The 12748-nt window shown below is 55.8% G+C and carries 8 protein-coding genes; 7 read left to right on the forward strand and 1 reads right to left on the reverse strand.

Annotation, left to right across the window (positions count from 1 at the left end):
• The first annotated feature begins 11 nt into the window (after positions 1-11).
• The 5 genes from HY788_11145 (at position 12) to chrA (ending at position 7954) form a co-directional block, all read left to right on the forward strand.
• Positions 12-1280, forward strand: a complete 1269-nt coding sequence (locus HY788_11145; GenBank protein ID MBI4774717.1) for an MFS transporter — start codon at positions 12-14, stop codon at positions 1278-1280.
• Positions 1281-1346: 66 nt separating this feature from the next.
• Positions 1347-2579, forward strand: coding sequence for a hypothetical protein (locus HY788_11150; protein ID MBI4774718.1), 1233 nt, complete (start codon positions 1347-1349; stop codon positions 2577-2579).
• A gap of 10 nt (positions 2580-2589) precedes the next feature.
• On the forward strand, positions 2590-3345 hold the full coding sequence (locus HY788_11155; GenBank protein ID MBI4774719.1) for a transporter: 756 nt from the start codon (positions 2590-2592) through the stop codon (positions 3343-3345).
• A 98-nt stretch (positions 3346-3443) separates the two neighbouring features.
• On the forward strand, positions 3444-6638 hold the full coding sequence (locus tag HY788_11160; GenBank protein MBI4774720.1) for a pyruvate, phosphate dikinase: 3195 nt from the start codon (positions 3444-3446) through the stop codon (positions 6636-6638).
• Positions 6605-7954 carry a chromate efflux transporter gene (chrA, locus tag HY788_11165; GenBank protein MBI4774721.1) on the forward strand — a complete coding sequence of 450 codons (1350 nt, stop codon included), beginning with the start codon at positions 6605-6607 and terminating at the stop codon, positions 7952-7954. The genes HY788_11160 and chrA overlap by 34 nt, the downstream gene beginning before the upstream one ends.
• A 171-nt stretch (positions 7955-8125) precedes the next feature.
• Here the strand turns inward: chrA and HY788_11170 are convergent, their stop codons facing one another.
• Positions 8126-9070, reverse strand: a complete 945-nt coding sequence (locus HY788_11170; GenBank protein MBI4774722.1) for a calcium/sodium antiporter — start codon at positions 9068-9070, stop codon at positions 8126-8128.
• Between the two features lie 118 nt (positions 9071-9188).
• On the opposite strand from HY788_11170, the gene HY788_11175 reads away from it, so the two are divergent.
• Together HY788_11175 and HY788_11180 are read left to right on the forward strand one after the other, a co-directional pair.
• Positions 9189-9326, forward strand: a complete 138-nt coding sequence (locus HY788_11175; GenBank protein ID MBI4774723.1) for a hypothetical protein — start codon at positions 9189-9191, stop codon at positions 9324-9326.
• A 771-nt stretch (positions 9327-10097) separates the two neighbouring features.
• The gene (locus HY788_11180) at positions 10098-12698 is read left to right on the forward strand and encodes a glycosyltransferase (protein MBI4774724.1); all 2601 of its coding nucleotides are present in this window, start codon (positions 10098-10100) and stop codon (positions 12696-12698) included.
• Positions 12699-12748 lie beyond the last annotated feature (50 nt).

The following is a 12748-nucleotide window of genomic DNA, read 5'->3' on the forward strand; positions in this document are numbered from 1 at the left end:
CCATAGAGACCATGAATTCACGGGCCTCACGGCTTGCCGGCTTTCTCGGCCTGAAGCGAAGCACGGTCGGTGTGCTGGTCATGGTGGTGCTGGTGGGCATGGGCGAGCGCATGGCCGAGCGTTTTCTGCCCATCTACATGCTGGCTATAGGGGGTGGTGTGCTGGTCATCGGGTTGCTTCAGGCCATGGACAACCTGCTGTCGGCCCTTTACTCCTTTCCCGGCGGCTACCTGTCCGACCGCATCGGCGCCAAACGGTCGCTTTTGATTTTTAACCTGGTGGCCATGGTCGGCTTTGCCCTGGTGATCCTGGCGCCTTCCTGGCAGGCGGTGCTCATCGGAGCGATGCTTTTCATTTCCTGGTCGGCCATATCCCTTCCGGCCACCATGAGCTTGATGTACAAGGCGCTGCCTCAAAACAAGCGCACCATGGGAGTCAGCATGCACTCGCTGGTGCGGCGCATTCCCATGGCCCTCGGCCCCCTGCTCGGCGGTGTCTTCATCAGTGTCTGGGGCGAGCGGGACGGGGTCCGCCTGGCCTTTGGCGTGGCCCTGGTCATGGCCGTGGCCGCGCTGCTCCTACAGCAGCGGATGATCGAAGATGATACTCGGGACAAGCGTTCCACATCCGACACCTGCGCTCTCACACCGGAAAAAAACCCGCTGAAACTGCTGCGCCTGATGAACCCGGCCATGAAAGGCCTGCTGGTGACCGATATCCTGGTGCGGTTTTGCGAGCAGATCCCCTATGCTTTCGTGGTGGTCTGGTGCATGAAGACCATCACGGATTCGGTATCGGCCGTTCAGTTCGGCCTGCTGACCACCATCGAAATGACCACGGCAGTGCTCGTCTACATTCCGGTGGCCTATCTCGCCGACCGCGGCGCCAAGAAGCCTTTTGTGCTGATGACCTTTGTCTTCTTCACCCTCTTTCCCATGGTGCTGTTGTTTAGTCGTAGCTTCGAGTGGCTCGTTGCGGCCTTTATTTTAAGGGGGCTAAAGGAGTTCGGAGAGCCCACCCGTAAGGCGCTGATCATGGATTTGTCTCCGGATCACTGTAAAGCGGGAATGTTCGGCCTATACTATCTGATCCGGGACGTTTTTGTTTCCCTGGCCGCCCTGGGCGGCGCGTTCTTGTGGCAAATCAGCCCTCAAACAAACCTGATAGCGGCGTTCGTTTTCGGGATCATCGGCACGACGGGGTTTGCGATTTTCGGCCGCGATATCCCAGTACCCACAAAAAACAAGGAGTCTCAAAATGACAGTTCGGAAACAACATAAACAGTTGAATGAATTCAATCCATAAAAGCGTTTTTTCAGCCTTATCTTCAACTTGAGGAGGAAGTTATGAAACATGAAGCAAAACCAGCCCTTGTTTTTGTCATCACAGCAGCACTGATGGGAGTTCCTCTTTTTTCTTTGGGATTTGCGAAGGACCTGACGTTTCCCGAGGGAACAGCCACATCATCCGAAACTTGCGGGGAATGCCACCAGGCGATTTACCGCGAATTCGCCTTTGGCTTCGGAAGCGACATTCGCTACTTGCCGACTTCGCTGCCGACTGCGGAAGGTGCGAAACTTACGTTACCCGCTACTGTGTCGGCTACCGCGACAGCCCATGCTTTCGCTGGAATCGAGCCGTTCCCTGTCCACGCCCGTGAATCCGAAGAAGAAGGCAGGTCGTGCAACGTCTGCCACTTCCCGGAGCCCTTTGCTATCCCCGACATGAACGTCCCGGAGATGACCAAACCGACTGGACGCCCGAAAGGGGAAGAGGCAGGGGGCCTAACCTGCGCCAGTTGCCACCTCACCCCGGAAGGAAAGATCAGAGGGCCTTATAGCGTCGAAGCCCCTCATGAAACGGTGACTGATCCCGCTATTCAAACCTCGGCCATGTGCGCCTACTGTCACAGCATGGGAAAACGGGTGGTCGGAAAGCAGACACAGACTTTCCTCGAGTGGCGTGAGGATTTCCACAAACCTGCTCTTGGCAGGCAGCATTGCAATGACTGCCACATGCCTCGGACCGTGCGCAAGGTGGCGGAGGATTTTGACAATCCCGAACGGGTTGTTGCACGGCATCTCTGGACAGGCGGCCGTTCCAAACAGCGAATCACCAGCGCTCTCAGCATGGCGATCAGCCAACCCTATGAAGGGAAGCCGACTTTGACGCTCCATGTCATCAACATCGGCGCCGGCCATTCGGTGCCGACAGGTTCGAACCGCCGTGCCATTTACATGAACGTGGAGCTCTTGGGTCAAGATGGCAAGCGTATCGAGCAGAGGGAGTGGATGTTCGCCCCCTGGTATGGACCCAGGCCGGATGACAAGAAATATCTGGAGGAAGACAAAACGCGTCCAGACAGCATCGCCGCCATGCAGGCCGATGCCCAGGGGCCCCATGAGCCGATCATCCTCGCGGGAGAGGAGCGCGTTCTTTCCTGGGCGCCGAGCCTGAAACCGGGCGAATATACTGTTAAGGCCCGCCTGATTTACGACCTCAACCGGTATAACGGCGGGTCTTTTTCGGATGACCAGACCGAAGTCAATAGTGCAACTCTCGCAATCAAGATAAAGTGAGGATATTGGAATGCGCCGGTTTTTTATCACCGTTTGTTCGATTATGATTGCACTGGCCTCGGTTGCAAGCCCGGCGTTGGCCGGGCCTCCGCTCATAACCGACGATCCGGGCACTCCTGGAGATGGCAACTGGGAAATCAATTTTGCCTTTGCCATGGAAAGACGGGATTCGGAAACTCGTTTTGAGGCGCCGATCCTTGATGTCAATTACGGCTGGGGAGATCACGTCCAGCTCAAATTCGAAATCCCCTGGATCATTCTTCACGAAGAAGGGGATAGCACAAAGAACGGCATTGGAAACTCTTCATTGGGTGTTAAGTGGCGGTTTCTCGGTGAAAAAACCGATGGTTTTTCCGTTTCCTTCTATCCGAAGCTTGAGTTCAATACACCTGGCTCCTCATCAGATGACCGCGGACTTGTGGATAAAGGAACCAGTTTTGCTATTCCTTTCCAGGCGGCAAAGGGATTTGGACCAGTTGGCCTAAATTTGGACCTGGGGTACGCTTTCATAGAACACAATAGGAATGAATGGCTCTGCGGTCTTGCTCTGAGCTATGAAATATCCGATCGGTTCAAGCTCGTGGGAGAACTGGCCGGGAATGCCCTCAGTGATTTCAATGAACATGAACTGGTAACCAATCTCGGCGCCGTATGGCAGGTTAGCAAACATCTGGCCTTGCCCATGTCCGTGGGAAGAAGCATTCATGATTCCGAAGGAGATGGTGCTGAACTCCTATCCTACATTGGGGTGCAGTTAATATACTGATCGGGGCGGATTGAGCAACCGTTTATGGGCGCCGCATTTAAAGGTTCGGGGTGGAGGTGTTTCTCCGTCCGAATTTAGAGAAAAGGGGGGAAACTACCATGGTGACATTTTTCAAAAGCCAAAAAACTGGCGATGCCTGCCTGCCGCTGCCGGACATGGACCCGGAGCAGGTTGGCCGATATCGGCACTTTAGGGCGCTGCTAGCCAACAACCGCGCGGCACTCACCCTGATGGCCGATCTCGAGCAAATGTACTATGACAACCGGCCCTTCACCATCCAGTTCGTGGAGCGAAAGCGTAATCAACTGTTCTCCGAGGTCGATGCCATGGTGCAATCCCTGTCGGGCGTATCCGGCAAGACGTATGAGCGCCTGTCAGGGATGTTGGAGGGCCTTCGTCATTATTCCAAGGATGAACTTAAGGCGGATATCCCTCCGACAACGGAGGCCCTAACCATGCCCATCGACGGGATTGAGGAAGATCATGATCGGGCCGTGGGCGCCAAGGCCGCCAATTTGGCGCGCATGCGGCGGGAGCTGGCCCTGCCGACACCCAATGGGTTTGCCATAACCACCACCGCCTACCGGCTGTTTTTAATCGAAACCGGCCTTGCCGCGTATATCGATGAAGCCTTGGCGGAACTGTCTGCCGACGATCCAGCGGCCCTGGAGGCCATCGGCAGTAAGATCCGCGCCCGAATCATGGAAAGCCCGCTTCCGGCAACGATTCACGCGGCGATGGAAGAAGCCGCTGGTAACCTTACGAACGGGACATGGTCCAATCTGCGTCTGGCGGTGCGCAGCAGCGCCATCGGCGAGGACAGCGAAATCTCCTTCGCGGGGCAATACACTTCGGTCCTGAACGTGCCAGTGTCGGATTTGGCCGAGGCCTACAAACAGGTGGTGGCTAGCAAGTATTCCGCCTCGGCGCTTTCCTACCGCTTGCACCACGGCGTGGACGATCGCGAAACCCCCATGGCTGTGCTGGTGCTCGAAATGATCCAACCGCGTTTGAGCGGCGTTTTATACACCGCCGATTCCATAGGCACCGATCAAGACAGCATTAGGATCAGCGCAGTCCACGGTCTCGGCGATGCCTTGGTGGGCGGCGACGCCTCCCCGCAGCGTACATACCGGATCGACAAGAACGAATTCAGGATTCTGGACATGGGCGGGATTGGGATTGCAGACCGATCTCCCGTAGATGCCTCCTCCGAGGCGGAATCTCTACGAGAACTATGGGATTCCGCCAAGCTGCTGGAAAATCACTTCCAACGCCCCTTGGATATCGAATGGGCGCTTGATGGCTCAAATCGTCTATTTCTACTGCAAGCCCGCCCGTTGCTGGTGATCGAAGAAACAGCCGATCAAGGACCCGAGCCCGCCCACGATTATCCAGGCCATCCCATGGTCATCGAAGGCGGCAAGTGCGCCGCAGGCGGCGTTGTGGCTGGCCGGGTGCTGATCTTGAAAAACACGGAGACGGACGATCCCATCCCGAGGCTTGACCCCGACACTATCCTGGTGGCCTGCACGGCATCCACATCCATTACCCCATGGATCGGCAAGGCAAAAGGAATCATCACCGATATCGGCAGCGTCGCCAGCCACCTGGCCTCGGTTGCCCGCGAGTTTGGCGTGCCGGCGCTCTTTGACACCCAAACCGCCACCGCGACCCTCAAGGATGGCCAACAAATCACCCTATGGGCTAGCAAGGCGCGGGTATACCGAGGCGTTGTGGAGGAACTGACGCGCGGCATGCGGCCGGTGAAACGCCCCATCTTCGCCAGCCCGATGCACCTGAGGCTGCAGCGCCTACTGGACCTGACTTCGCCCTTGAACCTGACCGCGCCCGATTCACCCCAATTCACTCAGGAAGGATGCCGGACGGTTCACGATATCATCCGCTACTGCCATGAGATGTCCGTGCGCGAGATGTTCCGTTTCGGTGAATCAACGGGACGACTGCGCGCCGCGATGCGCCTCAAGGTGAGCATTCCCATCCAGCTTTATGTCCTTGATCTGGGGCACGGACTTCGCCGGGGGTTGACCACCTGCGATGAAATCAACGCCCACGATGTGGTGAGCGCGCCCTTCCGCGCCTTGTGGCGGGGGCTTTCCCATCCGTGCGTCAACTGGACGAGCACCATCGCCGTGGGCGCTCACAACTTCATGTCCCTGATGGCGGGAGGGGCCATGCCTCAGCAAGGCCGCCTGGGTGAGGCCAGCTATGCCATCGTCTCGGCCGATTACATGAACCTGAGCGCGCGCTTCGGCTATCATTTCGCCACGGTGGACGCCCTGTGCGGGACGGATACGGAGCATAACTATGTCAATCTCCAGTTCGCGGGCGGCGCGGGCGCGTATTTCGGACGCACCCTGCGGATTCAGTACATGGCCGCCGTGCTCAAGCGCCTTGGTTTTGAAGCCAGCGTCAAAGGGGATTTGATCGAGGCGAGCATGGCACGGTTGGACCAAGCCGGCATGGAGGAGGCTCTCGACCAGTTGGGTCGTCTGCTGGGTACCAGCAGGTTGCTGGACATGGCGCTGAACAGTCCGGAGCAGGTGGTCTCGTTGGCCGACGCCTTTTTCCAAGGCAAGTACGACATCCTTGAGCGAGAACGAGAAGACGGGCCAAAAGACTTTCACCTGATCACCGGAAATTGGAAAACCGGCAAACCGGACATGGAGCAGGGGGTGCTGCAGGATGGTTCCAATTTCGGCTCTTGGATCTCCGCCGGCGTCTCCCAGGCCATGGCTCGGGTCATGGGCAAACGGTACCAGGAACTCCTGGACAACATCGGAGCCTACTATTACTTCCCTCTGGCCATCGCCAAGGAAAGCAGTATGGCCGAAGGCATGGCTCGGGTCATGGTAAAACCGCTATCCGGATACATCGACCAAGCCGGCGGGCTGGCTTTCGCCATCCGCGACTGGGGCAACTACTTTGTGTTTCGCATCAACGCCCTGGAGGACAACGCGATCTTGTTCGAATTCAGAAACGGCAAGCGTATCGAACGGTCAAATGTAGAAACTCCCATATCCAGTGGCCAGTGGCACCGGCTGCGCGTGGAAACGGCCGATCACCACATTCGGGCTTTCCTCGAGGATAACCTGTTGCTGGAATACACGGCCGACCGTGATCTGGATGGCTATGTCGGACTGTGGACCAAAGCCGATTCGGTAACCCTTTTCAACGGTTTATTCCTGGAACGCGGCACGGCACAATCTCTATTGCAGGCACAAATAACCCTTAAAACATGGAACAGCACAAAGTCCAAGGAGGATCAATGAACGTTCAATCCAATCCAGCGCCGTCGACGACGATCACATTCAGGGACGCTGTGAAATTCTGGACCAAGCTGGGCTTCATCAGCTTCGGCGGCCCGGCCGGTCAGATCGCCATCATGCACCAGGAGGTGGTGGAACGGCGGCGCTGGATCGGCGAAAACCAGTTCCTGCGGGCGCTCAATTTCTGCATGCTGTTGCCCGGGCCCGAAGCCCAGCAACTGGCCACCTACATCGGCTGGCGCCTGCACGGCACATGGGGCGGCATCGCTGCCGGTTCCCTGTTCGTCATTCCGTCCATCTTCGTCATGCTCCTGCTCAGCTACCTGGCTGTGGCCCATATCGAGGCGCCGGCCGTGGCGGCTGCCTTTTACGGGATCCAACCGGTGGTGGTGGCCGTGGTGATCGAAGCGGTGCTGCACATCGGGAAAAAGGCGCTCAAGCACTGGGTACTATATGTCTTTGCCGCCTTGGCCTTTGTCACCATTTATTTTTTCAAAGTGCCGTTTCCCTATATCGTGGCCGCAGCGGCGCTCAGCGGTCTGCTCGTGCGGCAATGGTTGCCGCAGATTTTCTGTAAAGGCCAATTTGACACGCAAGCCCGAGAATGCCATGCTGAATTGGAATCTTCCACGGGACAAAACAACACCCGGCCATCCTTCGGCCATGTCGCAAGGGTCTTTGCCGTCTGCCTCATGTTGTGGGCTATCCCGGTGAGCGTCCTATGGATGTGGCGAGGCGGAGGCGATACCCTGACGCAGATCGGTTTGTTTTTCACGAAAGCCGCCTTTGTCACCTTCGGCGGTGCTTACGCCGTTCTGACTTACATCTCCGATGTGGCCGTGACCAACGGCTGGCTTACTGTTCAACAGATGCTCATCGGCCTGGGCCTGGCAGAGTCGACACCCGGTCCGCTCATTATGGTCACTCAGTATGTGGGGTTTATTGGGGCTTGGAACCTGCCGGAAGGACTGAATCCTTTGACGTCGGGCATCCTCGGTGCTCTGATTACCACGTACGTCACGTTTCTGCCCTGCTTTTTCTTTATCTTTGCCGGCGCGCCCTTTATCGAGGCCATGGCCGGCAATCAGCGACTTCAGGCGGCGCTAACCGGCGTTACTGCAGCGGTGGTGGGTGTAGTGTTCAACCTGGCGGTCTGGTTTGGGTATAAAGTGATTTTGCCCAACGGCAGCGTCGACGTCTTCGCCTTGGCATCCGCTGGGATCTCGTTATTTCTCCTTCAGAAATTTCACGTTCCCATCCACTATGTCGTGCCTGCGGGCGCTGCGGCAGGTGTCATCCGGCAAATGGTGTTTCAATAGAAAAACAGCATGTATAGGAATCTGTATATGGGTGTCTCGCTATAGAATAGACGATTCAGCGACGCAACAAGGAATACGATTTTGGCTTTACAATGACATTACCGCTTCCGCGCGCTGTGGTTCCTATCCGGGTGTTTCGGCGTTGTTCGCTTCGTCATTCAGGTCCGCTGCTCATTTCGGCCACAACAAGTAGACGTAGACTGCATAAATCAGCAGGAATACAGTGGCTTCAATCCTGTTTAATTCATACTTTGTCCACATGAACGGGAAGAGCAAGACGGCCGTTGTCATCATGAATGCCAGGTCCATCCGTCCAATTCCATCGGAGCGAAGGGGGGCTATCATGGCTGACAGTCCGAGAATGGCAAGGATATTGAATATGTTGGACCCGATAATGTTGCCAATGGCGATATCCTCTTCTTTTCGTCCGGCCGCGACAATGGATGTAGCCAACTCCGGGAAGCTGGTACCCGCCGCGACAATGGTCAGACCTATCACCGCCTGTGAAACCCCGAGCGCGCTTGCAAGAGCTACTGCTCCCTCGACAAAGCAGCGGGAACCGATAACGAGACATGCAAGTCCGAGAATGATGGTCAAGATGTCAGAAGTCACCGACCCAACGACTCGGACTTGGAGCGCTTCGGAGGCAGCGGAGCCATACATTTGCCCATACTTCTTACCGATATATATAGTAAAAAGTGTATACAGAGTTATACCAACGAATAGTACAAGTCCTTCAGATCGATCGATGAAATTGTCCTGCAGCAGAACACAGAGCAAAACTGACACCCCTATCATGATAGAGGTGTCAATGCGCAAGACTTTCAGGTGGACTCTTAAAGGCCTAACGAGCGCTGATAGCCCAAGAATAACCGCTATATTGAATATATTTGAACCAACTACATTACCAACAGAAATATCGCCCAACCCATCAAGTCCGGCCTTTAGGCTTACGACAAGCTCCGGCGTGCTTGTACCAAAGGCTACAATGGTCAAGCCGATTACAAGAGAAGGTACTTTGAAACGAAGCGCAAGTTTTGAACTACCCCTCACAAGCCATTCAGCTCCGAAATAAAGCAGTGCCAACCCAAGAATGAGAAGTCCCGTAATTGCCATCTTGTCTTATCCCCTCCTTGTCATGCCGATCATGGACAGTCAGCGCTTCTGACTCCTCATCTATATCATTCGCTGCGCTAGCTCTCATCGCTTCTTGAAAGAAACCGCTTGGTTCCCAATGCTGCGGAAATGCGCAGCCGACGAGAAGGAGCCCTGCCTGCAACAGAGTATTACCTCTCTGCAGTTGCAGCCGACATCGAGTATTCCGGGTTCCTTTTGCGGAGCGCAGGTGGAATTGATCGAAAAGGCGGTTTGAGTGTTTTCGGTGTAGGCGCTTTCTGCATGTCGGGCGGATACAGGATCATTGGTTACATCGGTAAAGCATGGAATGGCATTTTGACTGCACTATATCTTTCACCGTCGGACCTTTTGGCTCGAAGTCGGTTGAGTCGGCTTTAACCGCTTCGCCAACTTCTTACGGGCGCTCGCCGGAGTACCTGTCGCCCAAAATTATTAGCATAGCGCTTGCCTCTGACTTTCTCCAGTCCAATATTGAAACGGACACGAAGTCTTCGCTCCATATTTGCGGCCCCATCGGGGATCCGATTCATGGTGACCGGGACGGCCGCCCCGATGGTTCCGAGGCGGTTCGAAGTCGGGTGGAGGTCTTTCCTGTTCGATGAGGAATGGAATGGGCAAAATGGTCGGTTCCCGGCATCACATTCTCTTGACAATATTCGCGCATAGCACTATTTCCCCGTTTGAGAAATCTTCGGACAGGGTAGGGCGGTCAAACGACGCGAGATACGGCGTCCGACTCACCGTCCACCCGGACGGAAAAAGTCCGTCCGTAGGTGCGCCGACACGCTAGGTAAACAAGGACGAAATAAAACCTTGTAAGAATGGAGCCGTATCCTTCATGGCCGCTATCAAGCCACCCCATTCATGGGTGGAGATTCATTAGCAGATATGTAACTATGCCATTTTTTTCGAATAACGGACGGACACGGGCTGCACTTGCAGATGAGGTGCTTCCTGTAATATCTTCGGAAGGCAACACCCCCCAGCATCAAGGATCGTTTCCAACATGAAAACCTCTAGTGTGATCATTGCGGTTGCCATCGCCATCCTATGCGTGAGCTTGTGGGCTTTGGTCAATCGTCCTGAGCAGGAACCTCCTTGGCCCCCTCGCATACAGGGATTTTCCTTCTCGCCCTTTCAAGCCGGCCAGGGTCCTCTCGAGGAGAAATACCCCTCTGAAAGTCAAATTGAAGCCGACTTGGCCGTGCTCCAGGGTAAAACCTATGCGATTCGGACCTACACGGTTGAGGACGTTCTGGTCAAGATACCCGAGTTGGCGCGAAAATACGGTATCAATGTGGCCTTGGGGATCTGGATTGACGCCGACCTTGAGCGCAATGAAGCGGATCTTCAGACCTTGCTTCAGATGGCCAATAAGAACACCAACATCGTGAGGGTCGTCATTGGAAATGAGGCCATTCTTCGTGGCGATCTACCTGTCGAAACGCTCATCGAGTATCTGGAAAAGGCGAATAAGAAGCTTGATATTCCGGTCAGCACGGCCGAGCCGTGGCATGTGTGGATCGAATACCCTGAACTCGCCGAACATGTAGACTACGTGGCCGTACATATGCTGCCATACTGGGAAGGGGTTCACATTGATGCCGCCGTGGACTACATCGTTGAAAAGATCGCTCTGTTGAAAGAGCTCTTTCCGGACAAACCCATCGTCATCGCTGAAGTCGGTTGGCCCAGTAACGGCAGAACCAGGCAGTTGGCCGTGGCGTCAACGGCCAACCAGGCCATCTTCCTGAGGCGATTCCTGGATCGGGCCCAGCAGGAGAAGTACATTTACTACGTCATGGAAGCCTTTGACCAGCCGTGGAAAAAAGACACGGAGGGCTCGGTGGGAGCGTACTGGGGGGTTTACGACGTTGACCGCAAAGAGAAGTTCCCTTTTACCGATCCAATTGTGCCCATTGCGAACTGGTATATCCTCGCCTTCGTTTCCGTTCTGGTCGCAGTCATTACCTTCGCGATCCTTCTCATCGACAGTCAGACGCTCGGCAAGCGCGGGCGAGGCTTTTTGGGAATAGTGGTGTTTTCGGCCGCCTCCGGGGCGGTGTGGGTGGTCTACGACTATGCCCACCAGTACCTGACACTGGGCACCGTTCTGGTGGGATTGGTGATGATGAGCGGTATGATTGGCGTCGTCGTGGTGTTGCTCACCGAAGCGCATGAATGGGCCGAGGCTCGCTGGATTATCCGCTGGCGGAGGTCGTTCAGACCCGTGGAGATGGCTGCCGAGGACCTGCCGATGGTTTCCATCCATGTTCCCATTTATAACGAACCGCCGGACATGGTGAAGGAAACCCTTGATGCTCTGGCCGGCTTGGATTACCCGCGCTTTGAAGTTCTTGTCGTGGACAACAACACCAAGGACCCACAAGTCTGGCAGCCGGTGCAGGCCCATTGCCAACAGCTTGGCTCGCGTTTTCGTTTTTTTCATGTTGATCCACTGTCGGGCTTCAAAGCCGGTGCGCTAAATTACGCGCTGGCCCGAACGGATGACCTTGCGCAGGTTATTGCGGTGATCGACAGCGACTATGTCGTGGATGCAAACTGGCTCAGAGACCTTGTCCCGCAATTCAAAGACCCGAACATGGGTATCGTCCAGGCTCCTCAGGATTACAGGGATGCGGCAGAGAGCGCTTTCAAGAACATGTGCTACGCCGAATACCGAGGCTTTTTCTTCATCGGAATGGTCACCCGTAATGAACGCAACGCCATCATCCAGCACGGCACCATGACCTTGATCCGCCGGTCGGTCTTGAGCGACCTTGGCGGATGGGCCGAATGGTGTATCACCGAAGACGCGGAGCTTGGACTGCGCATCTTTGAAAAGGGGTGCGAGGCCTCTTACGTCGTCCATTCGTACGGTCGCGGGTTGATGCCCGATACCTTTACCGACTATAAAAAACAACGTTACCGCTGGGCCTATGGCGCCGTTCAAATCTTGCGGCGGCATATGTCCTACCTGCTGTCCTCCAGGAAGAGCCGGCTGACGTCCGGTCAGCGCTATCACTTCATTGCCGGATGGCTGCCGTGGCTGGCGGATGGCGCCAACCTGCTGTTCATCCTGGCCGCCCTGTGCTGGTCCCTGGCCATGATTGTCGATCCCAAGCATATCGATCCTCCCCTGGTGATCTTTTCGCTCTTGCCCTTGTCGCTTTTTGCCTTCAAAGTCGGTAAGTTATTCTACCTGTATCGAACACGCGTCGGATCTTCCATAGGGCAAACGCTGGCCGCGGCCATCGCCGGCCTCGCCCTTTCCCACACTATTGCCAAGGCCATGCTGGCAGGCCTTGTAACCCGAGGCAAACCGTTCTTCCGAACGCCCAAAATGGCCAAAGCATCGGTTCTGATGAAATCCCTGGCCGTTTCCGTGGAAGAAATTCTGCTGCTTGGCGCCTTACTCAGCGCTGCGGTGACGATAGGGTCGCTGCAAGTCATGCAAAGCCTGGACATGCATCTGTGGGTGGCTGTGCTGATCGTCCAGTCCGTGCCTTATGCAGCCACCCTGTTCATGGCGCTGATCAGCGCCTTGCCTCATCGCCGTCGTGCGGTTTTGGCTAAGACAGCGGAAGCCGAATCATCCTCGGCCTGACGGAGCCGGCGCATTTCGCCGCCGCGCAAGAACGGAGGATCGGATTTTAA

The organism is Deltaproteobacteria bacterium (assembly GCA_016208165.1).
Taxonomy (GTDB): domain Bacteria; phylum Desulfobacterota; class Desulfarculia; order JACQYL01; family JACQYL01; genus JACQYL01.

Coding starts and splice junctions, on each gene's coding strand:
- HY788_11145 (MBI4774717.1), top strand. CDS start 12: ATGAATTCACGGGCCTCACGGCTTGCCGGCTTTCTCGGCCTGAAGCGA.
- HY788_11150 (MBI4774718.1), top strand. CDS start 1,347: ATGAAACATGAAGCAAAACCAGCCCTTGTTTTTGTCATCACAGCAGCA.
- HY788_11155 (MBI4774719.1), top strand. CDS start 2,590: ATGCGCCGGTTTTTTATCACCGTTTGTTCGATTATGATTGCACTGGCC.
- HY788_11160 (MBI4774720.1), top strand. CDS start 3,444: ATGGTGACATTTTTCAAAAGCCAAAAAACTGGCGATGCCTGCCTGCCG.
- chrA (MBI4774721.1), top strand. CDS start 6,605: ATGGAACAGCACAAAGTCCAAGGAGGATCAATGAACGTTCAATCCAAT.
- HY788_11170 (MBI4774722.1), bottom strand. CDS start 9,070: ATGGCAATTACGGGACTTCTCATTCTTGGGTTGGCACTGCTTTATTTC.
- HY788_11175 (MBI4774723.1), top strand. CDS start 9,189: ATGCTGCGGAAATGCGCAGCCGACGAGAAGGAGCCCTGCCTGCAACAG.
- HY788_11180 (MBI4774724.1), top strand. CDS start 10,098: ATGAAAACCTCTAGTGTGATCATTGCGGTTGCCATCGCCATCCTATGC.